General features: G+C 35.4%; 28 protein-coding genes. 20 read left to right on the forward strand and 8 right to left on the reverse strand.

What is annotated here, in order from left to right; translation table 11 throughout:
• The 8 genes from EXIGUO8A_RS16720 to EXIGUO8A_RS16755 all read left to right on the forward strand — a co-directional run bounded on the left by EXIGUO8A_RS16720 (position 1) and on the right by EXIGUO8A_RS16755 (position 8,780).
• Positions 1 to 1,218: an efflux RND transporter periplasmic adaptor subunit gene (locus EXIGUO8A_RS16720; RefSeq protein ID WP_159304037.1), complete on the forward strand. Its 1,218-nt coding sequence runs from the start codon at positions 1 to 3 to the stop codon at positions 1,216 to 1,218.
• 5 nt (positions 1,219 to 1,223) lie between these two features.
• Positions 1,224 to 1,967 carry an ABC transporter ATP-binding protein gene (locus tag EXIGUO8A_RS16725; RefSeq protein ID WP_159304038.1) on the forward strand — a complete coding sequence of 248 codons (744 nt, stop codon included), beginning with the start codon at positions 1,224 to 1,226 and terminating at the stop codon, positions 1,965 to 1,967.
• Between the two features lie 2 nt (positions 1,968 to 1,969).
• Complete coding sequence (locus EXIGUO8A_RS16730) at positions 1,970 to 3,190, forward strand: ABC transporter permease (protein WP_159304039.1); 1,221 nt, start codon at positions 1,970 to 1,972, stop codon at positions 3,188 to 3,190.
• A gap of 6 nt (positions 3,191 to 3,196) precedes the next feature.
• Entirely contained in the window at positions 3,197 to 4,231 is a 1,035-nt protein-coding gene (locus EXIGUO8A_RS16735; RefSeq protein ID WP_159304040.1) for a sensor histidine kinase, read from the forward strand.
• Between the two features lies 1 nt (position 4,232).
• Complete coding sequence (locus EXIGUO8A_RS16740; protein ID WP_159304041.1) at positions 4,233 to 4,976, forward strand: LytR/AlgR family response regulator transcription factor; 744 nt, start codon at positions 4,233 to 4,235, stop codon at positions 4,974 to 4,976.
• A gap of 116 nt (positions 4,977 to 5,092) precedes the next feature.
• A complete protein-coding gene (locus EXIGUO8A_RS16745; RefSeq protein ID WP_159304042.1) occupies positions 5,093 to 5,596 on the forward strand; it encodes a GreA/GreB family elongation factor in 504 nt (167 codons plus the stop codon).
• Positions 5,597 to 5,786: 190 nt separating this feature from the next.
• Positions 5,787 to 7,916, forward strand: a complete 2,130-nt coding sequence (locus EXIGUO8A_RS16750; RefSeq protein ID WP_159304043.1) for a catalase — start codon at positions 5,787 to 5,789, stop codon at positions 7,914 to 7,916.
• A gap of 225 nt (positions 7,917 to 8,141) precedes the next feature.
• On the forward strand, positions 8,142 to 8,780 hold the full coding sequence (locus tag EXIGUO8A_RS16755; protein WP_159304044.1) for a fasciclin domain-containing protein: 639 nt from the start codon (positions 8,142 to 8,144) through the stop codon (positions 8,778 to 8,780).
• A 71-nt stretch (positions 8,781 to 8,851) separates the two neighbouring features.
• Here the strand turns inward: EXIGUO8A_RS16755 and EXIGUO8A_RS16760 are convergent, their stop codons facing one another.
• The 3 genes from EXIGUO8A_RS16760 to EXIGUO8A_RS16770 all read right to left on the reverse strand — a co-directional run bounded on the left by EXIGUO8A_RS16760 (position 8,852) and on the right by EXIGUO8A_RS16770 (position 11,311).
• Positions 8,852 to 9,409, reverse strand: a complete 558-nt coding sequence (locus EXIGUO8A_RS16760) for a DUF4494 domain-containing protein (protein WP_159304045.1) — start codon at positions 9,407 to 9,409, stop codon at positions 8,852 to 8,854.
• 164 nt (positions 9,410 to 9,573) lie between these two features.
• Entirely contained in the window at positions 9,574 to 10,248 is a 675-nt protein-coding gene (locus tag EXIGUO8A_RS16765; RefSeq protein ID WP_116769070.1) for a LytR/AlgR family response regulator transcription factor, read from the reverse strand.
• Positions 10,241 to 11,311, reverse strand: a complete 1,071-nt coding sequence (locus EXIGUO8A_RS16770) for a sensor histidine kinase (RefSeq protein WP_159304046.1) — start codon at positions 11,309 to 11,311, stop codon at positions 10,241 to 10,243. Before EXIGUO8A_RS16770 ends, EXIGUO8A_RS16765 begins: the two co-directional genes overlap by 8 nt.
• Before the next feature lie 190 nt (positions 11,312 to 11,501).
• Between EXIGUO8A_RS16770 and EXIGUO8A_RS16775 the strand changes: the two genes are divergently transcribed.
• The 8 genes from EXIGUO8A_RS16775 (at position 11,502) to EXIGUO8A_RS16810 (ending at position 17,406) form a co-directional block, all read left to right on the forward strand.
• A complete protein-coding gene (locus tag EXIGUO8A_RS16775; protein ID WP_159304047.1) occupies positions 11,502 to 11,783 on the forward strand; it encodes a CREC-EF hand family protein in 282 nt (93 codons plus the stop codon).
• Positions 11,784 to 11,987: 204 nt separating this feature from the next.
• On the forward strand, positions 11,988 to 12,740 hold the full coding sequence (locus tag EXIGUO8A_RS16780; RefSeq protein ID WP_159304048.1) for a hypothetical protein: 753 nt from the start codon (positions 11,988 to 11,990) through the stop codon (positions 12,738 to 12,740).
• Positions 12,741 to 12,776: 36 nt separating this feature from the next.
• Positions 12,777 to 13,817: a YHYH protein gene (locus tag EXIGUO8A_RS16785; protein ID WP_159304049.1), complete on the forward strand. Its 1,041-nt coding sequence runs from the start codon at positions 12,777 to 12,779 to the stop codon at positions 13,815 to 13,817.
• A gap of 8 nt (positions 13,818 to 13,825) precedes the next feature.
• Complete coding sequence (locus tag EXIGUO8A_RS16790; protein ID WP_159304050.1) at positions 13,826 to 14,446, forward strand: hypothetical protein; 621 nt, start codon at positions 13,826 to 13,828, stop codon at positions 14,444 to 14,446.
• Between the two features lie 239 nt (positions 14,447 to 14,685).
• Positions 14,686 to 15,474, forward strand: a complete 789-nt coding sequence (locus EXIGUO8A_RS16795; protein WP_159304051.1) for a YHYH protein — start codon at positions 14,686 to 14,688, stop codon at positions 15,472 to 15,474.
• Positions 15,475 to 15,476: 2 nt separating this feature from the next.
• Positions 15,477 to 16,097 (forward strand): toxin-antitoxin system YwqK family antitoxin, encoded by a 621-nt coding sequence (locus tag EXIGUO8A_RS16800; RefSeq protein WP_159304052.1) that lies wholly within the window; start codon positions 15,477 to 15,479, stop codon positions 16,095 to 16,097.
• Positions 16,094 to 16,768 (forward strand): SCO family protein, encoded by a 675-nt coding sequence (locus EXIGUO8A_RS16805; RefSeq protein WP_159304053.1) that lies wholly within the window; start codon positions 16,094 to 16,096, stop codon positions 16,766 to 16,768. The genes EXIGUO8A_RS16800 and EXIGUO8A_RS16805 overlap by 4 nt, the downstream gene beginning before the upstream one ends.
• A gap of 95 nt (positions 16,769 to 16,863) precedes the next feature.
• Positions 16,864 to 17,406: a dihydrofolate reductase family protein gene (locus tag EXIGUO8A_RS16810; RefSeq protein WP_159304054.1), complete on the forward strand. Its 543-nt coding sequence runs from the start codon at positions 16,864 to 16,866 to the stop codon at positions 17,404 to 17,406.
• A gap of 72 nt (positions 17,407 to 17,478) precedes the next feature.
• Here the strand turns inward: EXIGUO8A_RS16810 and EXIGUO8A_RS16815 are convergent, their stop codons facing one another.
• The 4 genes from EXIGUO8A_RS16815 to EXIGUO8A_RS16830 all read right to left on the reverse strand — a co-directional run bounded on the left by EXIGUO8A_RS16815 (position 17,479) and on the right by EXIGUO8A_RS16830 (position 21,587).
• A complete protein-coding gene (locus EXIGUO8A_RS16815; RefSeq protein ID WP_159304055.1) occupies positions 17,479 to 18,156 on the reverse strand; it encodes a type 1 glutamine amidotransferase domain-containing protein in 678 nt (225 codons plus the stop codon).
• Between the two features lie 41 nt (positions 18,157 to 18,197).
• The gene (locus tag EXIGUO8A_RS16820) at positions 18,198 to 19,196 is read right to left on the reverse strand and encodes an NADP-dependent oxidoreductase (protein ID WP_159304056.1); all 999 of its coding nucleotides are present in this window, start codon (positions 19,194 to 19,196) and stop codon (positions 18,198 to 18,200) included.
• A 233-nt stretch (positions 19,197 to 19,429) separates the two neighbouring features.
• Positions 19,430 to 20,824, reverse strand: coding sequence for an NAD-dependent succinate-semialdehyde dehydrogenase (locus tag EXIGUO8A_RS16825; RefSeq protein ID WP_159304057.1), 1,395 nt, complete (start codon positions 20,822 to 20,824; stop codon positions 19,430 to 19,432).
• 22 nt (positions 20,825 to 20,846) lie between these two features.
• Positions 20,847 to 21,587, reverse strand: coding sequence for an SDR family oxidoreductase (locus EXIGUO8A_RS16830; protein ID WP_116769083.1), 741 nt, complete (start codon positions 21,585 to 21,587; stop codon positions 20,847 to 20,849).
• Between the two features lie 239 nt (positions 21,588 to 21,826).
• Here EXIGUO8A_RS16830 and EXIGUO8A_RS16835 point away from each other — a divergent pair, with 239 nt between their 5' ends.
• A complete protein-coding gene (locus EXIGUO8A_RS16835; RefSeq protein WP_236564509.1) occupies positions 21,827 to 22,582 on the forward strand; it encodes an aspartate/glutamate racemase family protein in 756 nt (251 codons plus the stop codon).
• On the opposite strand, the gene EXIGUO8A_RS16840 is transcribed toward EXIGUO8A_RS16835, so the two are convergent.
• The gene (locus EXIGUO8A_RS16840) at positions 22,579 to 23,475 is read right to left on the reverse strand and encodes an AraC family transcriptional regulator (RefSeq protein ID WP_159304058.1); all 897 of its coding nucleotides are present in this window, start codon (positions 23,473 to 23,475) and stop codon (positions 22,579 to 22,581) included. The genes EXIGUO8A_RS16835 and EXIGUO8A_RS16840 overlap by 4 nt on opposite strands.
• A 163-nt stretch (positions 23,476 to 23,638) precedes the next feature.
• On the opposite strand from EXIGUO8A_RS16840, the gene EXIGUO8A_RS16845 reads away from it, so the two are divergent.
• From EXIGUO8A_RS16845 to EXIGUO8A_RS16855, 3 genes are all read left to right on the forward strand, one after another.
• Positions 23,639 to 24,268: an alpha-ketoglutarate-dependent dioxygenase AlkB family protein gene (locus tag EXIGUO8A_RS16845; protein WP_159304059.1), complete on the forward strand. Its 630-nt coding sequence runs from the start codon at positions 23,639 to 23,641 to the stop codon at positions 24,266 to 24,268.
• 61 nt (positions 24,269 to 24,329) lie between these two features.
• Positions 24,330 to 24,629 carry a putative quinol monooxygenase gene (locus tag EXIGUO8A_RS16850; RefSeq protein ID WP_036154492.1) on the forward strand — a complete coding sequence of 100 codons (300 nt, stop codon included), beginning with the start codon at positions 24,330 to 24,332 and terminating at the stop codon, positions 24,627 to 24,629.
• A 209-nt stretch (positions 24,630 to 24,838) separates the two neighbouring features.
• Positions 24,839 to 25,513: an NAD(P)H-dependent oxidoreductase gene (locus EXIGUO8A_RS16855; RefSeq protein ID WP_159304060.1), complete on the forward strand. Its 675-nt coding sequence runs from the start codon at positions 24,839 to 24,841 to the stop codon at positions 25,511 to 25,513.
• Positions 25,514 to 25,519: the final 6 nt, after the last annotated feature.

The raw sequence follows: 25,519 nt of genomic DNA on the forward strand, positions 1-25,519 counted from the left end.
ATGAAAAATAAAAACAAAATCATATTAGGCAGTATTGCATTAGTAATCGTAGCCTTTATAGCCTATAGCTTTATGACAGGGGATGAAAATACCACCATTGAAGCTAAAACTATAGTTGCCAAAAAAGGAGACGTCACTACCATGGTCACTGCTACAGGAACCATAGAGCCAATAAACCAAGTAGATGTTGGTACACAGGTATCTGGGGTAGTTGAAAAAATTTATGTGGATTATAATAGCGTTGTTAAAGAAGGGCAGCTTATTGCAGAGTTAGATAAGACCAATCTAAAAGCTGCAACAGTACAAGCACAAGCCTCGTATGATAATGCGGTAAGCAACCGAAATTATCTTCAGACGATTTATGAAAGGCAAAAAACATTATATGAAAACCAGGTTATAAGTAAATCTGATTATGACGATGCTCTTTACAATTACGAAACCGCAAAGGGTACCGTAACGCAGCGTTTATCTGATCTACAGCAAGCGAGAACCAACTTAGGTTACGCCAATATCTATTCTCCAATTGATGGTGTAGTACTATCTAGAGATATTGAAGAGGGACAAACGGTAGCCGCAAGCTATAGCACACCAACGCTATTTACCATAGCTCAAGATTTAAAGGAGATGCAGGTAGAAGCCGATGTTGATGAGGCAGATATAGGTGTTGTAGAAGAAGGTCAGCGAGTAAGTTTTACGGTTGATGCATATCAAGGTCAAGAATTTGAAGGAGAAGTCACTCAGGTTAGGTTGGATCCTACAGTGACCTCAAATGTAGTTACGTATACTGTGGTTATAAAAGCGGATAATCCTGATTTGAGATTGAAACCCGGACTAACAGCAACGATATCTATTTACACATTAGAGTTAAAGGATGTGTTATCGGTAGAGGCAAAAGTTATCAATTTTAAACCTACACCTCCAGAAATGATGGCTTATAATGAGCAAGAAAACTTAACCGTTGAACGTCCAGAAGGCGGACCTATGAACAATGATGAAGAATCTACTAAAGTTTGGGTGATGGAATCTAACGGAGCTATTTCCCCAAAAGAAGTGACTTTAGGTGCGAGTGACGGAGTAAATGTTCAAATTCTCAGTGGTATAAACGAAGGAGACAAGTTGGTCTACAGTTTAAAGTCTGAAACCGGAATATCTGGACCACCAGCGGGCGGTTCTGAAGAGAGTCCGTTCATGCCAAAACCACCGGGAGGTAAAAAATAAAAATCATGAGTAAAGAAATAATAAAGATACAAGACCTTACACGTGAATTTACCATGGGTACTGAAACAGTTCATGCCCTACGTGGAATTTCATTTACCATACACGAGGGTGAGTTTGTAACTATTATGGGATCTAGTGGCTCTGGTAAAAGTACAATGTTGAATATTTTAGGATGTTTAGATCAACCAACATCCGGCTCGTACGAGATAGATGGTGTTGGTATGAAAGATTTGAGCCGTAATCAATTGGCAACCATCCGAAATGAGAAAATAGGATTCATCTTTCAATCATACAATTTATTGGCAAGAACATCTGCTATAGAAAATATTGAACTACCGTTACTTTATAATAATACCGTAGGTAATGATGAGCGTAGAGAACGTGCCGTAAAAGCATTGGAGATGGTTGGTTTAGGCGATAGGCTACATCACACGCCATCTCAGCTATCTGGGGGTCAACAACAACGTGTTGCCATTGCCCGATCATTGGTAAATAATCCTGTTATGATTTTAGCAGATGAGGCCACTGGTAATTTAGATACAAGAACATCGTATGAAATAATGTCTTTGTTCCAGGATCTAAATAGTCAAGGTATTACCATCACATTTGTTACGCATGAGCCTGATATTGCCACCTTTAGTAACAGAACCATTGTTTTAAAAGATGGAAATATTATTCAAGACTATAAGAATGAAAATATACAGTCTGCAGCAAAAGAATTGGCAAAACTGCCTCAAGAAGACCATTGATTATGAGAATATTAAATCTACTTAAAATAGCATATAAAGCCATAGTTCTCAATAAAATGAGAACCCTGTTGACCATGTTGGGTATCATAATAGGTGTAGCATCGGTAATTGCCATGTTAGCAATAGGGGAAGGTTCAAAAGAGAGTATAAGAAGTACCATTTCTAGCATGGGGTCTAATATGATTACCATAAGACCAGGTACCGATGATAGGGGTCCGGCGAGAGGTAGCGGTGGTGATGTTCAGACCTTAACGCTGGACAACTATGAGATTATCAAAGAAAAATCTACGCTATTGAGCTACATTACACCAGTGGTGAATGGTGGCGGACAAGTAATTAGCGGAGCCAACAACTGGCCCAGTACCATTTACGGTGTCAATCCTGAGTATTTAGAGATTAAAGTAGTTGGGCTACAAAGTGGTAGCATGTTTACCGATGCAGAGGTAAAGTCAGCTTCTAAAGTCGTAGTGCTTGGTCAAACTGTGGTCGAAAATGTTTTTCCAGATGGTCAAGATCCCGTAGGTCAAATGATACGTTTTGATAATATTCCGTTTAAGGTAATTGGCGTTTTAGAAGAGAAAGGCGAAAATACCTTTGGTCAAGATCAAGATGATATTGTAATAGCACCTTATACGACAGTACAAAAAAGAATTTTGGCCATTGATTATTTAAATCAGATTATGGCTTCTGCTGTTAGTGAAGATGATGCACCTAATGCCGTTATTGAGGTTACCGATATATTACGCTCAGAACACAAGCTGTTGGATAATGAAGAGGATGATTTTTCTGTGCGTTCTATGGAAGAATTAATTTCAACTTTTAGTTCAACCAGTGAAATGCTCACCATACTATTGGTTGCAGTAGCAAGCATATCGTTATTGATCGGTGGTATCGGTATTATGAACATTATGTATGTGTCTGTAAAAGAACGTACAAAGGAAATTGGACTACGTATGGCAGTTGGAGGAAAAGGCTCTGATATTCTATTACAATTCTTGATTGAAGCTATATTGATCAGTATTACGGGCGGACTCTTAGGTGTAATCTTAGGTTTAAGCGCTACGGTTTTCATAGAAAAGTTCTTACATTGGCCTACAAGTGTAGCCATGTATTCCATATTTATATCATTTGCCGTTTGTGCGATTACCGGTATTTTCTTTGGATGGTACCCTGCAAAAAAAGCTGCGGCGTTAAATCCTATTACAGCATTGCGCTATGAATAAGTAACTATGTATAAAAACAAAAAAATACTACTAGCACAGCACCTTCTCATTTGGTTGGTGCTGTTCAGCATGCCTTTCGTTCTATCATACGGGCAAGAATTGGATACCAATAGATTGGTAGCCCATTTCTTGATTCCTATGCTATTCTATGCAGTGATATTTTATTTGAATTTTTTCGTTTTAATCGATAAGTTTCTATTCCCAAAAAAGACATTCGCCTTTATTATTATCAATCTTGGTTTAATAGGTTTTTCTATTCTGCTTAAAGAATTTATTGAAGCTAGTTACTTTGCTGACCTCATTAAAAACAGACCACAAGATGATGGTAGGGAAGGACCGCCATTTCAGCTGTTTATATATGTGCAAATGCTATCTTATGCAGCTCCATTACTGTTTTCTATAGCCATTAAAACAACTAAAAGATGGGTAAAAACAGAAGCTGAAAAGAAAGAAGCCGATAACTTTAAGCTACAGACAGAACTGCAACATCTTAGATATCAACTTCAACCACATTTCTTTTTCAACTCCTTGAACAACATCTATTCATTGGTTGATATCTCTCCAGAAAAAGCAAAGTCTACAATTCATAGTCTGAGCAAATTAATGCGCTATTTGTTATATGAAACAAGTACAGAATTTATACCGCTTTCAAAAGAAATAGAATTCATGAGAAAGTATATCGAATTGATGAAGTTGCGCCTAACGGATAAAACCACGGTAGAATCTAGTTTTCCACTAAGTGAACCGCAAATTAAAATTGCCCCTTTGCTGTTTATTTCATTAATAGAAAATGCTTTTAAACATGGTGTTTCTGCCAATAAAGAAAGTGTAATTTCCATTGATATGATTACCCAAGATAATAGTGTAATATTTCAAATAGAAAATTATAACTTTCCTAAAGAGCATACAGATAAAAGCGGTTCTGGTATTGGGCTACCTAACTTAGAAAAGAGATTACAATTACTATACCCCAATAAACACCAGTTCACACAAGAAACCAAAGATGGTATTTATTCGGTTTACCTGAAAATTATAACCTAGTATGGAAGCAGTTCAGATTACTTGTATGATTGTCGACGATGAGCCTATGGCTGTTAATCTAGTAGAGAGTTATGTAGAAAAGACCCCATATTTAAAGTTGATTAAAAAATGTAATAGCGCAATCGAAGCTATGCAGTTTTTAAATACAGAACAGGTTGACCTTCTTTTTCTTGATATTCAGATGCCAGATTTAACAGGAATTGAGTTTTCTAAAATGCTACCGAAAAATTCTAAGGTCATCTTCACCACCGCCTTTGACCAATATGCCCTAGAAGGCTTTAAAGTAGAGGCATTAGATTATCTACTTAAACCTTTTGATTATGCTGAATTCTTAACGGCTTCTAACAAAGCTTTAGAGTGGTTTTCATTAGTGAGAGGAAATAAAACCGCTCAAAGTCAAGAAATACCTCAAGAAAAGGAGTTTCTTTTCGTTAAATCCGAATACAAACAATTACGCATTAAATTGGCAGATGTACTCTATTTTGAGGGTTTAAAAGATTATATTAAAATTTGGTTGAAAGACAACCCCAAGCCAATTCTAACATTAATGAGTCTTAAAAGTCTAGAGGAAGATTTACCTTCTTCGCAGTTTATGCGCGTACATAGATCTTTTATAGTTGCCCTAAAATATGTTGAAGTGGTTGAACGTAGTCAGATTATCATCAACAAACAACGTATTACGGTCTCTGAACAGTACAAGCCCCGATTTCTAGAATACATTAATGACAACTCTTTAAATTCTTAAGGGTTAGATTGATGCCTTTAAAGGTTACTACTATAGTATTAATTGAGGCAATTTTATATTTCTTCTCATTAAGCCTACTTGTCGATAACTAATAATTTTGTTCGAAATTGATATTTATGAGCAGAGGATTTGTAAAAGAAGAGGATCAGGAAGAAATACCAATGGTACCCCCAAGGGCAGACTTGCCATTAGGCGCAACCAATTATGTAACCGAAACAGGTTTACATAAATTATTAAGTGAGAAGGACAGACTGATAAAGGATAAGGAATTGTCCCAACAAGATAATGAAAAAGAACAACGCATTGCCATCAATTTAATCAATGCCAAATTACAGCTATTGAATGAGCGTATTTCTTCGGCAAAAGTTGTAAACCTAAACGACCAACCGTTAAACGAAGTTCGTTTTGGCGCTATAGTCTCTTTATTAATTGGGGATGCCAAAACACCTAAAGAGTTTCAAATTGTAGGTGTAGATGAGGCTAATATTGCAGATGATAAAATTTCTTTTCTCTCACCAATAGCAAGAGTGCTAATTGGCAAAAAAGTAAATGAGGTTGCCGTGCTTAAAATTGGAAAAACAGACCGTACATTTAAAATTGTAGGTATTCGATATTCTTAGCCTTAAGAGAGACTTCCCTGTTCTTTCATTACACCCTCCACACACTGAAAATCAGTCAACTATAATTGTTTTAAATATCACAATAATTTACCTTTTATTTTCTTTAGAGTCTTTTTTTGATTTTTCACAGCTAATTATACCTTTTTATTCCTAGTAATTTTATGGCAATCAATATCAAAATGTCTATAGAATGGAAAAGAAAACAACCGATACCGCAAAACAAAAAGACTTAGAGAACTATAAAAAAGATTTGACCGATAAAGCCCTAACCACTAACCAAGGCTTAAAGGTTAACGATACAAATAACAGCCTAAAATCTGGTGAACGTGGGTCAACCTTATTAGAAGATTTTCTACTTCGTGAGAAGATTACAAGTTTTGACCATGAACGTATACCAGAGCGTATTGTACATGCAAGAGGTAGTGCAGCCCACGGGTATTTTGAATTGTACGAAAGTTTAGAAGAATATAGTAAAGCAGGAATTTTTACCGATACTACACGTAAAACTCCTGTATTCGTTCGCTTTTCAACCGTTGCCGGATCTAAGGGATCTCCAGATTTAGCAAGAGATGTAAGAGGATTTGCTGTTAAGTTTTATACTCAAGAAGGTACTTGGGACCTTGTTGGTAATAACATGCCTATTTTCTTCATACAAGATGCTATGAAATTTCCAGATTTAATACACTCCGTAAAGCCGGAACCAAATAAGGAAATTCCACAAGCTGCGTCTGCACATGATACTTTTTATGATTTTGTTTCATTAGCTACAGAAACATTGCACAATCATATTTGGGTTATGAGCGATAGGGCTATTCCTAGAAGTTTTCGCATGATGGAAGGTTTTGGTATACACACTTTTAGATTAATTAACGATAAAGGGGAAGCCCATTTTGTGAAATTCCATTGGAAACCAACCTTAGGTGTACATTCCGTTACATGGGAAGAAGCAGTAAAAATAAACGGAGCCGATATTGATTTTCATCGTAGAGATCTATGGGATGCCATTGAAGTGGGACAATACCCAGAGTGGGAGCTAGGTGTACAAATTGTACCAGAAGCCGATGAACATAAATTTGATTTCGATTTATTAGACCCTACCAAATTGATTCCCGAAGAAATGGTACCGGTTAAAATTATTGGTAAAATGACGTTGAACAAGAACCCTGAGAACTTCTTTGCCGAAACGGAACAAGTAGCGTTTTTACCGGGTCATATAGTGCCAGGTATCGATTTTACTAACGATCCATTATTACAAGGACGTTTATTCTCGTACAGAGATACTCAATTATCGCGTTTAGGTAGTCCTAATTTTCATCAGATTCCAATCAATCGTCCGGTTGTAGATACACATAACAATCAACGTGATGCTCACATGCAAATGGAAATTCCAAAAGGGCAAACAGCATATTTCCCTAATAGTTTAAGTGGTGGTTGTCCTCATTTATCTAAAATGGCAGAAGGCGCATTTCATTCTTACGAAGAGCGAATAGATGCCAAAAAAATAAGAACCCGTAGCGCAAGTTTTAGTGATCATTTTTCTCAACCAGCATTGTTTTATAGAAGTTTGGCAGATTGGGAAAAAGAACATGTTGCTGCTGCTTATACCTTTGAATTAGGTAAATGCAACCATGATCATATTAAACAACGTATGCTATATCTAATTTCTCAAATTGATGATGAGCTTGCCGATACCGTTGCCAAGGGGTTAGGTATGGAAATACCGAAGGATATAGAAAGACCCATAAACCAAGCTATTGGTGCTGATGCCGAAGTTGAAAAGCATCAACCCGGAAAAAAGAAAATCTATTTAGAAAAGTCAGAAGCATTAAGCATGGCAAATACAAAATTCGATAGTATTGCTACAAGAAAAGTAGCTGTGCTAGTTGCAGATGGGTTTAGTATGAAAAACTATAAACCGATAAAAGAAAAACTGGAAAAAGAAGGTGCAGTAATGAACATAGTTGTACCACATGGTGGCACTGTCAAATGCGATCAAGGTGTAGACCATAAGGTCGATGCTTCCATTACCACTACAGAAAGTGTTCTTTTCGATGCTATTTACATTCCGGGTGGTGAAGAATCTGTAAAGACATTGATTAATAATGGAAAATATATAAAATTCGTCAATGAGACCTTTAAGTATTGTAAAGCTATAGCGGTCGACGATGAAGGCGAACAGGTTTTAGACCATTCTTTCGTATCTAATTTTAAAGATGACACTGCCGTTCATATCAACGATTCCGCATCTAATTTTATCAAAAGCATTGCAAAACATCGTAACTGGGAAAGAAGAGAACTTTCTGATAAAGTACCAGTATAATTAATATGTTGCTCATGTGTATGAATCCATTGAAGATTTAATACTTCAATGGATTCTTTTCTTTTAAAGAGTTCTGAACCCTATGCTGAAAATTGCGTAAGTAATTTAATCTAACATAAGTCTTTAGAAAGGTAGAGCAACAACAGAAATAATCTAGGTAAAGCTCAGCATCACTTGGTTAAATATAAGTGAGTACTATTAATAATCAAATTAAAACTATAAATTATGAAAACAAGAAATATTAAAAATCTAGTATGTGTTGCCATTGCAATATTTGCGTTAAGTGCTTGTAAAGATCAAGCCAAAGTAGATGCGGATAAAAAAGCCATGGAAGAAAAAGTGGCAATGGAAGAAGCAGAAATGAAAGCGCAAGAAGCTAAAGCACAAGAGGAAGCCAAGCAAAAGGAAATGATGGCTACCAGTATTGCCGCTGTAGCGAGTGAAAATGAAGAGTTAAGTACATTGGTATCTGCAGTAAAGGCAGCAGATTTAGATAAAATGTTATCAGAACCTGGTAGCTATACAGTATTTGCGCCATCAAATAATGCATTTGAAAAATTACCTAAAAAAATGTCTATTGCTGAGCTAGGGAAACCTGAAAATAAAGAATTGTTGACCCAAGTATTGCAATATCATGTAGTAACTGGGGTAATAACTAGTGATAAACTGGTAGCCGCAATTAAAGGTTCTAATGGAAAATACAATTTTACAACTGTGGGTGGTCATGAGATAACCGCTAGTCTTAAAAATGATATAATTGAGCTAAAGGACGAAAAAGGAAACAAAACAGAAGTTGTTTTAGGCAATGTAAAAGCTTCTAACGGAGTAGTACACGTTATTAATGATGTGCTTATAATGAAGTAATCGTTTAAGTTGCCATGAAATAAAAAGAGGACCTAATTGGTCCTCTTTTTTATTTTAATATTTAAGGCTGTCTATTCTTCGCTGCTCATTACATCACTAAGCTCCAACTCTTCATCCATTGTGTTATCAACAGGTACGGAATCTTTTAAAGTATTGAATTTTTCTACGCGTTCCATATCGTCTTCCTCTCCAGAAAAATATGGAAACACATCCATAATAGGTGATTCAGAAATAGAAGGCACAGAATACTCGCCCATAGTATCTTTCATAACACTCATGGTATTGTCATAAGCTTCTTTTACATCGTTTGCCTGTACCAAAAGATACATGTTCGTTTTACGCTCCTTACCACTTTCTTCGTCAAAGGCTATCAATGACACTTTTGATTTAAACCATCTATCAGAATTCTCAAAAGGGTGTATTTCGGCGTAGTTGGCCACCTTAATATTCGTAATTTTAATTTCTTCGGTATCGCTCAAATAAACCGACATCTCTTCGGTTATTCTACTTTCTGCTTCGGTATAAGATATTGCATCTACCAAAAATGGTTCTGTCTTTACCTTTAACATACCAGAAGCATCATCTAATTTTCTATATTTTATTTTACACTCGTACCATGTTGCACTCATAACTTAATATTTTTTTTGGGGTGCTAAATATACTTCTTAGCTATAGTTTGTTACCCTAAAAAAAGCAATAGATATTCACAATTTTGAAAATTACGGCATAGGCATCTAACAGCTAGATACTTACTAAAAGTAGTATAGAAATAAATAGAAAATTGTTTTCAGGTTTAAAACAGTTCTTGTTTTACATGATCGTAATAAGAGTCACTTACCGGTATATTTACATCGGATAGCTGCAGGTCTCGTCCCTTTAATCCGGTAACGTAGTTTCTATTAATGATAAACGACCTGTGTACTCTCATAAAAAGAGAACTTGGTAGCTCTTGCTCCAACGTTTTTAAGCGTTGATTACTAATAATTTTCTTTGATTTTAAATGAAAGGTAACATACTCACTGTCACTAACTACATAAAGAATATCATCGTACTTTACTTTATGCAGATCATAGCCAGATTTAATTGTGATCGTATCCAATTTTTCAATGGAACTTTTGGTTTGCACTTTATTGACGGCAGTAACAAAACGTTCAAATGTGATAGGTTTTAAAAGATAATCCACCGCATTTAATTCATATCCTTCCAAAGCATAATGAGAATAGGCCGTAGTAAAGATGATTTTGGTTTTTTCACCCAACATCTTTGCAAAATCAGTTCCTTTTATCTCTGGCATTTGAATGTCTAAAAACAAAAGGTCTACTGGTTTTTCCTTCATAATATTCAAAGCCTCTAACGGGTTTTCGGCTTCTCCTACCAAATTCAAAAACTCTAATTTATCAATGTATGTAATTAACAATGACCTTGCCAACTCTTCATCATCTACTACTATACAGTCTATACTATTCATGCAACTGGAGTTTTAAATTTACCTTAAATGCCAATGAAGTTTCGTTAATAACCAATTCATGACGATCAGGATACAAGATAGCTAAACGTTTCTTTACATTCTCTATACCAATACCACCTACATCATCCTTAACTATACTATGTTCGGGTTTAGAATTTTCCAATTCAAAATTAATACCATCGGCAAATGAACTAATCTTCAAATTAATGAATGTGCCTTCAATTTTTTCAATATTACTATGTTTTAGGGCGTTTTCCAAAAAAGGAATTAACAACATGGGTACGATAGGAACGTTCTGGTCTTCTATGGAAAAAGTAGTTGTTATAGGATACTTTTTACTGCTTTTAAGCGAAAACAACTTAATATAGTTTTCAATATAATCTATCTCTTTATATAAGGGTACAATTTCTTGTTCGCATTCATAAAGAACATATCGCAGCATGTCGGACAAGTAACTGATACTTTTTTGAGTTCTAACAGCATCTATTGCCGATAACGCATAAATATTATTCAATGCATTAAATAAAAAATGAGGATTGATCTGCGATTTCAACAACTTCAATTCTGTTTGTAATGCTTCATTTTTATTGATGATCATTTCTTCCTCTTTACGTTGCGCAAATAGAAAAATTTCTACCAATGTTGCTATTACATAGGCAATTACAATTAAAAGAAGGTTAATAAAGAATCGAGATGGTGGTCTACGATTAGCCTCCATTCGCGGACCATTTTCAAATCGTGGTCCTGGTCTGCGTCCCAAATCCGGACCTGCACCAAAATCAGAATTAACGCCCAATAAGGGATCACCAATAATATTTGTAAGAATTAATGTAGCAACTATAACAATGGCTACAGAAACCACGGTAAACAGTACATATTTTTTTTTCAGTAAAAGTTGTGGTATCGTAAAATAAATTAAACTGGCAATGACCGCTATTTGAAATACAAATACCAACGAATTTTCATCTAAAAATTGAATTTCGCTACCTGTAAATATCCACGCGGTAACCCATATAAGTAGCCATAACGCTGCGTGAAAAATAAAATTCTTATGTCTGTTCATGCCGCAAATAAAAGGAATAATTTTTCAAATGAACCTCAAAAGCAAGGGTCTAAATAGATATAATCAAAGTGTTTACAGAACGTAAGACTAATTTCACTTAAAAGTAAACCGTAAACACTTAAAATGGTCATTCAGCATTAAAGATTCTTACATCTTTGCTATCAAATATTAGTTGTTAAAATAGAAAAATATGAAACGTATTACATTAAAAACCGGATTGTTATTTGCTATGTTGGTTGCATTTGTAACTGTAGCCGTTAACGCACAATCGAGAGGAGAAAGAAAAGAACCACCTACATATGCTAAACTTTTAGAAGAAATGGATGCAGATGAAGATGGCCAGCTTTCTGAAGAAGAAGTAAAAGGTCCTTTAAAGGATAACTTTTCTGAAATAGATAGCAATGAAGATGGATTTATTTCTGAAGAAGAATTCGACGAGGCTCCAAAACCAAAAGGAAGACCTAGAAACTAGGTATCACAAAAACATTTACCCTTTCAATAATTTTTGTTGAAAATTAGCCCAAAGCATCATGGTTCGCCATGATGCTTTGATTACTAAATAATTGAGAATTAATTATTCTGCGGGCTTGCGTCAAATTATCGATTATGTTTTCAATTCATTCACAAACGGGCTTTTCTCTAGTTCGTTCTTATTAATTAGGTAAGCATATTATAAATGGTCTTATTCAGAAAGGTTAGAAGTCAACTATTAAAACTAGAAAAGTTTAAAACCTATTTAATATATGCTTTAGGTGAAATTCTACTGATTGTAATTGGTCTTTTAATTGCATGGAAAATCAATGATCTAAATGAATCTAGAAAAAATAGGATCGTAGAAGTAAAAATCTATAAAAGCTTAAGTCAAGAGCTAAACACCAATTTGGGAGTATTAGATAGTGCTATTGCAGATTACACTAAAAATATTCAAACCTTACAAAATACTATCAACTACCTAGGTGTGGAACCCACGGACCTAACATCCGATGCCAAATCAATGATCGTTAATTTAAACTATCATAAAACCATCGTTAGAGATGAAGCGATAAACTCGATAAACGCCACCAATAAGTTTGAATTTATTGAAAGTGATTCCCTTAAAAAGCTGATTGCTGCTTACCCGAACGAACTTGATAATTTTAACATACAGCAGGGTAAGATTGAAAATATTATTACCGAGCGATTAAAACCGGTTATAGAAAAGCATATTTCTTTAATAGAAATTTTACCGGAAGACAGTTATAATTATCAGCGCATAAAAAATTATGGTAATTCATCGAACTATTCTGAACTACTGGTTAGTAGGGAATATCAAAATAGTGTAATAGACAGGTTGCTGCAGACTAAAGATCAGCTTTCGATTGCTAAGAACTTAAGGAATAAAACAAAAATAATTGCCACAAAATTGAATCAAGAACTGAACAGATCTTAAACACTTTAAAACAACATCAATTTAAAGCATTCAACTATGATACAGAAAAATATATATCACGTTTTGGCTTTCTTTATTTTCACCTTTGCCATTATTAGTTTTGTTGGCTGTAGTAGCGATGATGCCTCTTCAGATGATTTGGTGACAGAAGATGGTGAAGATACGGTTACCGATAATGACTCTACAGATGAAGACACAAGTGTGGTAAGCGTAGATGCTTCATATTTCTATACCGAAGATGGGTCGGTTACCATAACCACGGTACCATGTACACTATCAGATGGTACAGAAACCGATTGCTATGAAATAGTAACAACGAGCTTGCCCGGTGATCATGAAATGGGACCATGGTGCCCAGAAAACATTGGTGATAGTGCCGAAGCAGGCGGAATTTGGTTAGAAAGTGGAGAAGTTTATGATGTTGATGGTGCCTTTGTAGAGAATTTAGCTGAATTCTATAACGATGATAATTGGATGATGTATGATGAAAACGGAGACATTTATATTACCGATACCGAAGATGATTGTTTTAATGCAGCCAACCCAAACGTGGGTGCAGAATACGAAAATTTTTGTGTAGAGTGCTTACCATCTTATATTACAAATTTAAATCAGACTTGGACCATACCCGTCACTCCAGTGGCTCAAAATACTCCAGTACTTTTTAATACCGCTGCACAAGGTCCGCAAACAACCACTGCACCATCTACACGTGGTGTTGCCTTAAACGGTATCGAATTTTCTGCTCCGGCACCTGTAGATAATATTCTTGGCGCCTATACCTTGGCACCTTTTGACGATGCCGGTGGTCATATCAACGTACACCAAGGATATCATTATCATGCTGCTACAGGTTTTAGTACCAAGATTGTTCAAGAAGATGGTCATGCAGCTTTAATTGGTTATGCCTTAGACGGATTTGGAATTTATGAATTGGAGGACAGTGAAGGTGTTGAAGCTACGGATCTAGATGAATTAAGAGGCCATGAAGATGACACCAGAGGTTATCACTACCACGTAGATGCAGCTGGCAATAATAATTTTATAGATGGGCTTAAAGGTGCCTACGTTAATTAATAGATGCTATGAAAAAGTATATCCTAACTATCTGTACCGTACTGTTCACATTATTTGGGCATGCCCACAATCCTGATGCATCTACCACAATGCTGGTAGAAAAAGGAGATGACACATGGATACTACAGATCAGTTCTTCATTAACTGCTTTTCAACAAGAGGTTAGAACCCATTTTACCGAAACTCCTTATAATTCCCCCGAGGAGTTTCAACAAATGGTTATATCTCACATAAAAAATAATCTTGAGATAAACTTTAATGATGGTTCTGAAATTACTTTGGGTAATGGGGTTGTAAAACTAGGGCATGAAACCAAAGTCGTTTTTGAGGTATTTGGTATCGATTCAGATTTACAGTCCATTCATATAAAAAACACAGCGTTCAATGATATTTCAAAGAGCCAAAGTGTGCTGTTTATATTTAAAGACGGTTTTCAAAAAGACCAGTTTGTTTTAAATAACGACAATGGTCATACACTAGAACTTATAGCAAGCGGAAATAAGTTTATTGAGGCCAACGAACAGAATGCAAGCTTCAATTCTACTTTTGCCATAATAATTGTAATTAGTCTTTTGGTATTTAGCTTTATCGTTCAAAAGACCATTCTTTCAAAAGTTCCTATTGAATAACCTAACTATTACAATTAGCGGTTAGATTTTTTGATTTTTACAACCTATCAAAAATTCATCAACTTTAAAACATCGGTCATTCGCTTAATACAATCGGTAGTTCACTGATTAGTAAAAATTCCATATAAACATATGATTATACTTGTGCCGTAAACTTAAACGAACATAAAAAAATACAGATTTATCCAACTAAAAATTCATTTAAAGACACTTATAAAATCCCCATTAAATTAACAATTATGAAAAAAAACAGATTTAATAGTATCCCAAAATCTTCGCTAGTTTTAGCCTTATCATTTATAACACTTTTAGCTTGTAGTAGTGATAGTGTAGATGATGATGTTCTTGAAGATATTGTAAGTACTGATGAAGAGGATGATGAAGAAATTGCAACAGAACTTCATGCAGCATACAGTGCTTTTAATACAGACGCGGTTACCGTGTACTTAGATGGTTCTGAAGTAGTTATTGAAACCACTGGTCTTCCTAATCATGAGACGGTTTATTGGGGAGAAGGAAACTCTCTTTATAAAGAAGAGCCAGATGTAGCCCTTACACCAAGTATTATGTCCAGTAATAACAATGCTACAACCATTCGTGTTGATGCTACCCCAAATTTGACAGGTAGTACGGTACAAACAGAATTAGGAACCATTGGTATTGCGGTTAGCGGATCTTCTTTATTTAACGACCAAGAAGGTGGTGGCGCATTGGATGAAGCTGCGGCAAGTTTAGATTGGACAGGCGCACATATTGGTCCGGGTGTGTATCATTATCACCTAGAGCCAAAGGCTTTTACCAATGATGACGATAACCTAGTAGGTATATTATTGGACGGAGTATTTCTCTACGGAAGAAAATGTAGTGCTACCGGAGATTATCCTACGGATTTAGATGCTTCCGGCGGTCATACTTCTACAACTCAATATTCAGATGGTGAAGAAGAATATCACTATCACATTATTAACGAAGTGTATTCAACCACTGGATCTTATTTAGCATTTGCAGGTCCGTTTCAAGGATATTAAAAATGAGAATCTTCAACTTCCATATTATTTTGATTGTTCTGGTTTTACAACTGGGCTGTAATACTACACCCAAAACTGAAGCCAAAACAACAGAACCTGTGACCATAAAACAGGAAACAAAATTTAAGGAAGAATTGACACTCAATCAATTAGAAGGTACTTGGTATTACAAAAACTCACCTTATGATGGTTATGCTTTAACCTTACATGAAAATGGTTCTTTGGCGGAAAAGGTGGGTTTTGTAAATGGAAAGAGAGAAGGAGTTGCCAAAAGATGGTCAGCTAATGAAGTACTTCGCGTTGAATACCATTATAAAAACAATCGCCTTGAAGGTTCTTATAAAACTTGGTGGGAAAACGGACAATTAGCACAAGAAGCCAATTATGTTAATGGCAAGATGCATGGTGTAGAGAAAAAATGGTATGCAAACGGACAATTGGCGAAAGAAAGACAATTGGTCAACGGTAAGGAAGAGGGGCTACAAAAAGCTTGGCTACAAAACGGTACATTATATGTCAATTATGAAGCTAAAAACGGACGTATATTTGGATTACGAAGAGCAAATTCTTGTTACCAATTAGAAGATGAAGTTGTGGTTAGATCAGAAAACGAAACATTATGAAAATCACCTCATTTTATATAGCTACCTTAATTCTTTTTTCTGCTTGCAAACAGACAGTAAAAAAAGAGAACATACAGGTAAAAGAGACAAGTAGGGTAGAGTTCTTGCCCTATTATAATGATGAATCTTTTACTCCACATTGGTTAACCCCAAATTCTGAGGAGGAAAAACAGTTTCATAAAATTCCAGATTTTAAGCTGGTTGATCAGTTAGGGGATACCCTAACCCAAAAATCATTTGAAGATAAAGTATATATAACGGACTTCTTTTTTACTACTTGCCCCGGAATTTGTTTAAAAATGACAAATAATATGACCAAGGTACAAGAGGCATTCTTAGACAACCCTGAGGTTGCTATTTTATCGCACTCCGTAACCCCGTCAATCGATTCCGTTTCTGTATTGAAGACATATGCTGAAAAAAACGGAGTTATTGATTCTAAATGGCACTTGGTGACCGGTGATAAAACTGAAATTTACAACTTGGGCAGAAATGAATATTTTGTGGAAAATGATTTAGGCATCCCTAAGGATATCAATGATTTTCTACACACAGAAAACTTTCTGTTGATTGATAAAAACAAGCATATACGAGGTATTTATAACGGACTCAACCGAGCTTCTATAGCACAATTGATAACGGATACTGAGGCTTTACTTAACGAAATCTAATACTGGAGATAGTTTTAAATTCTGCTATTTCTTAAATACAAAAATATTCTTGCTATCATTCTAAAAGTGTAACTTACAGCTACAAAACAATGATAATGAACAAGATAGTTTATTACGTAGCTATTTCCATTGACGGATATATCTGCGGACTCGATGGTGATATCAGCGGATTTGTAGGTGAGGGTAGTGGGGTCACAAAATATATGTCTGATTTAAAGGGATTTGAAACTACGATCATGGGTAAAGACACCTATGAATTTGGATATGTCTACGGATTAAAACCTGGGCAGCCAGCGTATGCGCACATGCAGCATTATATTTTCTCTAAATCTTTACAGTTCGATAGTAAAAGTGATCAAGTACATATTATTTCTGATTACGACTTAGATAAGATTAAAGAACTGAAACAAAACTCAACCACAGATATTTACTTATGTGGAGGTGGCGTTTTTGCCGGATGGCTTTTCGATAATCAACTTATAGACGTTATTAAGGTTAAAATCAACCCCTTGATCTTAGGAGCTGGTGTACGATTATTTGGGGAATCTACATCTGGTTATCAATTAGTACTCACGGACACCGAATCTTATGATGGTGGACTGGTATTTAATACGTATTCTATAAATTATAATTCGTAATATTTTAAAACAAAATAGTCCAGAAAACCAAGTGATTTTCTGGACTATTACCTAACAACCAAACTAAACTTCTTATTTCAGTGCTGCCAATAACTTCTCTGCAACCAATTCAGATGATGCAGGGTTTTGACCTGTAATTAAATTACCATCTTGAACCGCATATGCTGCCCAATCTTCTTTTTTAGAATAGATACCTCCATTTTCCTGTAACATGTCTTCTACCAAGAAAGGAACTACATTCGTTAACTGAACGGCTTCTTCCTCTGAATTGGTAAAACCGGTAACTTTTTTGCCTTTTACCAAAGGATTACCATCTGTACCAGAAACTCTTTTAAGCGCTGCTGGTGCATGACAAACAAATGCGATAGGCTTCTCTTGCTCGTTAAATGCTTCTATTAGCTTTACAGAAGTAACATCATTAGCCAAATCCCATAAAGGACCGTGACCACCAGGGTAGAAAACCGCATCAAAATCACTCGCATCTAAATCTGAAAGTACTTTTGTGTTCGCAATTACATCTTGTGCCGCTTTATCTTCTTTAAAGCGTTTGGTATCTTTTGTTTGTGCATCTTCCGTATCACTACTTGGGTCAATCGGTGCTTGACCACCTTTTGGTGTTGCTACTGTAATTGTAGCTCCTTTGTCTAATAATGCGTAATAGGGAGCAGCAAACTCCTCAACCCAAAATCCTGTTTTTTTTCCTGTGTCTCCCAACTGATCATGAGAGGTTAATACAAACAATATTTTCATCTTTATTTTATTTAAATGTTGATTTATAATTAATCTACAAATTAGACTTTAACTATCATTTTGCCTTTTTTCTTACCATCCATCATATCCAAAAATGCTTGGGGAGTGTTTTCAAAACCTTCAACAATCGTTTCTTTATAGGTTAGTTTTTCTTCTCCTAACCATGTAGATAATTGTTTCATTGCCTGTGGAAACTTGTCGGCATAATTACGTACAATAAACCCTTGCATCAATGCACTGTTCTTTACCAAAAATGGTTGAACGGCAACCGCCATTGGTATTTCGGTTTTGTTATACACTGAAATTGCTCCACATATAATTATTCGTGCAAACTGATTTATGTTGAACAATACGGCATCAGATATTGGTCCGCCTACATTATCAAAATATATATCGACACCGTTAGGTGCTGCTTCTTCGATTGCCGCTTTCATATCGTCAGTAGTTTTATAATTGATACCGTGATCAAAACCGAATTCCGATTTTAGCATATCAATTTTTTCATCTGTTCCGGCTATACCGATAACGTTCAATCCGAGAATTTTCCCAATCTGACCTACAACACTACCTACGGCACCTGCTGCACCAGATACTACTAGAGTTTCACCTTTTTTAGGTTTTCCAATTTCATGAAGACCTAAATAAGCTGTTAAGCCGGTCATACCCACAATACCTAAAAAAGCACTTAAAGGAGCCTTACTTTTATCCACTTTCTGTAAGCCTTCTCCGTTCGAAATTTGTTGCTCTTTCCATTCCAATAATCCGGATACGAATTCCCCTTTCTTATAATCTTCATGTTTAGACTCCAACACCTCTGCTACGATACCCGAACTGATTGGCTCACCAACTTTAAATGGTGGTACGTAAGATTTAGCATCGCTCATTCTACCACGTAAATAAGGGTCTACCGATATATATTTTGCCTCTAACAAGACTTCACCTTCAGAGACGGTTAAATCATTGTCCAACTCTTTAAATTCAAAATCGGACAGGGTAGGAGTACCTACCGGACGTTGTTTTAAATTAATTGACTTGCTCATAAGTTATGTTTTAATTTTTATAATAATTTCTAGTTAGAATTTTGGTCAACCCTTATTAAATAAGGTATTGATCTATTGAAAATTCTTTTGTATTTATGTTTGACCATAACTACAGTTCAAAGGTATTCAAAAAAAAGAATGAACATTCATTTTTTAACATAGGTTTATAGAATGGACCATAATTACGGTCTAAAAAAAAGCACCTGTTGAGGTGCTTTTTAATGTTCAAATAGTTAATCCATAATCATGATGGACTTCACATTGACAAATTCTTTCATACCGAATCCTCCATGTTCGCGTCCATAACCGGAATCTTTTACTCCGCCAAAAGGCATACTTGGCTCTGCCAATCCGAAGGAGTTTATAAATACCATTCCCGTGTCAAAATGTTTTTCTGCTAGTTCTGTAGCCTTTTCAACATTTTTGGAAAATATTCCGCCACCTAGACCAAATCTACTATCATTGGCAATACGCATAGCATCTTCGTTGTCTTTCGCTTTTATCAAAGAAGCAACAGGTCCAAATAATTCATCATCATAAGCGGGTTGACCTGGTTTTACATTACTTAGTACAGTAGCAGGGTAGAAGTAACCTTCCCCTTCAGGAATTTTTCCTCCACACAATACATCGGCTCCTTTTTCCACACTTTCCTGTACTTGCTCATGAATTTTATCTCTAAGATCTTCACGTGCCATTGGTCCCAATTCGGTATCTTCATTTTTAGGATCACCAACTTTTAGAGCATCCATCGCCTTCACAAACTTTTCCTTGAACTCATCGTATACTTTTTCCGTAGCGATAAATCTCTTTGCGGCAATACAAGTTTCTCCGTTGTTATAGATACGCCCCATAACACTTTTTTCTACGGCTAAATCTATATCTGCATCATCTAATACCAAATAGGCATCATTACTACCTAATTCCAACACTGTTTTCTTTAATTGTGCACCGGCTTTCTCTCCAATTTTTTCTCCAGCCACCGGGCTACCTGTTAGGGTAACACCACGTACTAGTTTATGCTCTATAATAGCATTAGATTGTTCATGTTCTATCACCATTACATTAAAAAGATTTGCGGGTAGACCTGCTGTCTCAAAAATGTTCTTCAGCAACTTGGCTGTTCCTGTTACGTTCGATGCATGCTTTAGCAAAATACTATTACCTGCCATCAAGTTCACTATCGTATAGCGTAATACTTGGTAACTAGGGTAGTTCCATGGTTGTATACCATAGATGATTCCCATAGGCGAATAGGCTACAATACCTTTTCCTCCATTGGAAAGTTCACGCTTTTCGCTCTTTAAAAACTCTGGCGCATTTTCTGCCGAATAATTACAAATTGCCGTACATAAATCAACTTCTTGATTACTTTGTTTTAGCAATTTTCCCATTTCATCGGTCATTAACTCAGCAAGTTCTTTCTTATAATTCTGAAGTTCTTTACCAATAGATTTAATAATTTCCCCGCGTTCTTCAACACTCTTAGTTTTCCACTTTAAAAATGCTTCATGCGACTGTTGAATGCTTTCTTCAACCTGCTCATCTGTCATGTAGGTATGTGAAGAAATTTCTTTTCCCGATGTTGGGTTTATTGTTTTAAATGTATCTTGTTTTGTTGTCGTAGACATATGTTATATTATTAGATTAAAATTATTGTTGCTCACTTGGCACCAAATAAACATCGTTGATGTTCACTCTTTCTGGCTGTGTTAACACGTAATAGATGGAGTTTGCAATATCTTCCGCTTCCAATGTTTCCATTTTTTGCATTTCTTCCATTTTTTCTTTGATATCCTCATCAGTAATTGTGCTGGTTAAATTTGTAGCTACCGCACCTGGTTCAATAGAGGTAATGTTGATTCCGTATTTAGGTGCCAATTCTTGACGTAATCCTTCCGAAAACATTTTTACGGCAGATTTTGTAGCGCAGTACACCGCTCCTCCAGGAAAATATCTATTGGCTGCCATAGAAGAAATATTGATGATATTACCACCCTTATTCTCCTTTAATTCTGGTAAAACAGCGGCAACACCATTAAGTACACCTTTAATATTAACATCTACCATTTTTTCCCATTCATCGGTCTTTAGCTTTTCTACAAATGACAAAGGCATTAGACCGGCGTTGTTGATAAGACCGGTTATTTTTCCAAATTCTCGTTTTGTTTTTGAAACAACATTTTGAAAATCATCTTTCTTGGTCACGTCACCTGTCACTACAATGGCTTCTCCACCTTTTTTAGTGATTTCGGATTTTAAATCGTTCAGTTCATCTTCGCTTCTGGCCATTAATACTACCTTGGCTCCGTTATCGGCTAACTTGATTGCTGTTGCTCTACCAATTCCGCTAGATGCACCAGTTATAATTATTACGCTATCTTCTATTTTCATTGTGTTTTTATTTGATTTATCACAATATAGAAGCTATAATCGGCTAGTATTGACCATAAGAATTTAACTATTGACGGATATAGTATTGCGCTACATTTTCACCTATTCAAGTCAAAAAAACGGTTGTAATTATAACTGATCAAAGGATATATTAGAAATTATAGATTTATTAAGACCATTACTGATTTAAATGCTCTTAATTTGGTGCCTTATTTCTTTTTCTAGCTCAAGATTAGATTATGATGACAAATAAAATGATAGGCATAGTTGGTGGTGTGGGTAGTTACGCAGGTATCGATTTAATCAAAAAAGTCTACGACCTTACCGAAGCGAGTTCTGATCAAGATCATTTACCGGTATCTATGCTATCAGTTCCTCATAAGATCATTGACCGTACCAAATATCTTTTGGGTGAAACAGAAATTAACCCAGGTATAGCCATATCTGAAATCATTGCTTCTTTAATCGCTAGCGGAGCAAGTATTATTGGCATTCCATGTAACACGGCACACGCTAAACCAATATTAAGCTTAATTGAGAAAAGCATACCAGAATCGTGTGTTTTGGTCAACCTTATTGAAGAAGTGGGGAAATATATTTCTGAAAAGCATCCGGAAATTACTAGGGTAGGGGTTTTAGGTACTACAGGTACTATTCTTGCCAAAGTGTACCCAGAAGTATTGTCCAGGTACAATATTGAAGTTATACAACCATCTGAAGATATACAAGATTTGTTTGTGCATCCATCCATTTATGATACATCATATGGTATAAAGGCTTTTTCAAATCCTGTAAATCAAAAAGCAAAAGAAAATTTGGGTATGGCGGCAACGTACTTATCAAGAAAAGGCGCCCAAGCCGTAATTTTAGGCTGTACCGAGATTCCGCTTGCTATACAATACGAAAAAATAGAGGATAGCTTAATTATTGATGCCACAACCGTTTTAGCTAGCGCGTTAATTAGAGAATCCAAAAAAATGGAAATAATCGCCTAAGCACTTGGCGTTGGTGTGCACGATGCTCTTTTCAATAACATATATTCACCATTATTCTTAAATTCCCGTATCGATGTACCGGTATAGCGTTTAAAGGTTTTGGATAAGTGACTTACATCTGTAAAACCCAATTCATCGGCTATTTCATTTAAACGGAAGTCGGAATTCAATAAACGAATTTCTACCAATTTAAGCTTTCCCTTTATAATGTATTCGCGTAAAGACATGTTCACCTGCTTTTTAAAATACTCGCTTACATAGGTAGGCGACATTTGAAAAACATCGGCTAAGTTTTCAACTTTTAGCAATTCCGTTTTGTCTATATTGGTATTGATATAGGTAAGCATTTTAGTAATTCTATCATCTGAATTACTTTTTGCCAATTCAAAATAACTGCTCTTTTTAATATTACGGATCAAAATTTCCAATATGCTAGTCATTAAACTAGTTACTAAATTTATAGACTCTTCCCCATAATTTCTAGACTCTTGAAGTATCATCTCAATAAGGTTTTCAAGATAATTACGGTCTAATTCGTTCTTAATGATATCACCCGGTAACTGATTGTAATTGGATAAGATGTACGATGCCTCTTTAAACCACTCATTTCTATCAATAGTGATTCTGTTCGCATTTTTAAAGAAAGAATCGGTAAACTTTAAAAAGACAAAACGTGTCGGTTTTTCAATGGTAAAAGAATGGCATTTTAACGGAGGTAATAAAAACATGCTATTCTTGCCATAGGCATAATCATTGTAGTTGATGCACTGGGTACCTTCACCTTCCTTTATTAAAACCAGCTCAAAAAAATTATTCTTAACGGGTCGTTGTTTCCAATCCGTCAGTTCAATTTCTTGTATTTCAAAAGGTTTATACGCTTCTATTACTTGCATTTTAGGATAATTAAGTGATATATGAACGAAAATAGTTTAAAACAAATACTCGTTACAAATATTAACCTTTATTTATACAATTTAAACCACTGCAACTACTTACATAGTACTATCAAAGCCAGTATCTTTGCAAGAATAGATAATTACTAGGTCTTATTTTCAAATGGATTTATTTAATCAAACCAATTTATTTTCAACGGAAGAAGTTCGTAAAACTACTTTTGATTTACCAGGAGCGGATATTACGTTGTTCGAAAATTTCTTCAGTATTGTAGAGAGTAACAAGCTGTATGAAAGTCTACTTCGTAACACGCCGTGGCAGCAAGAACAAATTAGCATTCACGGTAAATTAGTAGATTACCCTAGGTTGACAGCTTGGTATGGAGATGTTGACAAAGACACTAAATACACGAATACCAAGAGTAAAATGCATTTGTGGAATAACGATTTACTTTTCATCAAAGAACGTATAGAAAAAGAAGTTGATATCAAATTTACACGCTGTTTGCTCAATTATTATCGCGACGGAAAAGATAGTGTGGACTGGCATCAAGATTATAAAGGAGAACAACGAAAAAATACAGTTATTGCTTCAGTTACCTTTGGTGCAACCAGACCCTTTCAATTAAAACATGTATCAAGAACAGATTTAAAACGTGTAGATATCCCATTAGCAAATGGCAGTCTTTTATTGATGCAAGGCGCTACCCAGGAAAATTGGAAGCATAAAGTACCGAAGACCGCAAAACAGATTTCCCCTAGAATTAACCTAACATTTAGATGGATCGGTTAATTTATCCAACATCAATCTTTACTTTTATAGTTCTAACTTTAGAACCAATTTAAAGCATCTTATGAAAAAATCTTATTTAACCTTAGTGGTACACATTTTAGTAAAAGAAGAATTTAGAGAAGAAATAAAAGCCGAATTGCTAAAACTTATTAGTCCCACTAGAGGAGAAGAAGGTTGTATTGCTTACGATTTACATCAAGATAACGATAACCCGAATCTGTTCTTATTCCACGAAAAATGGGTGAATCAAGATTATTTGACCAAGCATTCACAAAGTGACCACATTGCGGCCTATAGACTTGCTTCTAAAGATAAACTTGAGAATGTTTCTGCTTATAAAATGACAGAGCTTACCAATTAGAATTGTAATTATAAAGGCTTAACATTAAATTAATGTATTAAAAACCGGTAATTTTACCTGTAATAAGCTCGTTTTGGCAATATTTTAAGATTTCACTACTTAAAAACCTTCATTTATACCTTATTCTCCTTTTTTTGTACACTATTTAGGGTGTGTTCTCCAATTATCTTTGTCGTCAATAAAACTATCAATTATAAAAAGACATAATAATGAATACACCAAACATTGCACAAGAAGATATTTTAAACGCATTTAATTACAGACATGCAACCAAAGAATTTGATGCGTCAAAAACATTAACCGATGAGCAAATCAACTTCATCTTAAAAACAGCAAATTTATCTCCAAGTTCATTTGGTTTTGAACCTTGGCATTTTATCGTTGTACAGGATAAAGAATTACGCGAGCTTTTAAAACCAGTAGCTTGGGGCGCTCCCGTAAAATTAGATACTGCTAGTCACTTTATTCTAGGTTTGGCAATGAAAGCTCCTATGGTAAAGCATGATGCGCCATATATTGAACATATGATGAAAGAGGTAAAACAAATGCCCGAAGATGTTGTTGAAATGTATTCTAAATTTTACAGAGAGTTTCAGGAGCGTGATTTTACCTTAGATTCAGATAAAAAGTTATTCGATTGGTCATCAAAACAGACTTACATTGCTCTAGGTAATATGATGACTGCTGCCGCACTTACAGGAATAGATTCTTGTCCTATTGAAGGTTTTCATATTGAAGATACCGAAGCTTTATTAAGAGATAAATTCGGAGTGGATACAGATAAATATGGAATTTCTTTTATGGCTGCATTCGGATACAGAAAAGCAGATCCTGAATTCCCTAAGTCTAGAAGACCATTAGAGGACATTGTAACTTGGAAATAAGAAATA

It is taken from the genome of Maribacter litoralis, from assembly GCF_902506355.1.
Taxonomy (GTDB): domain Bacteria; phylum Bacteroidota; class Bacteroidia; order Flavobacteriales; family Flavobacteriaceae; genus Maribacter; species Maribacter litoralis.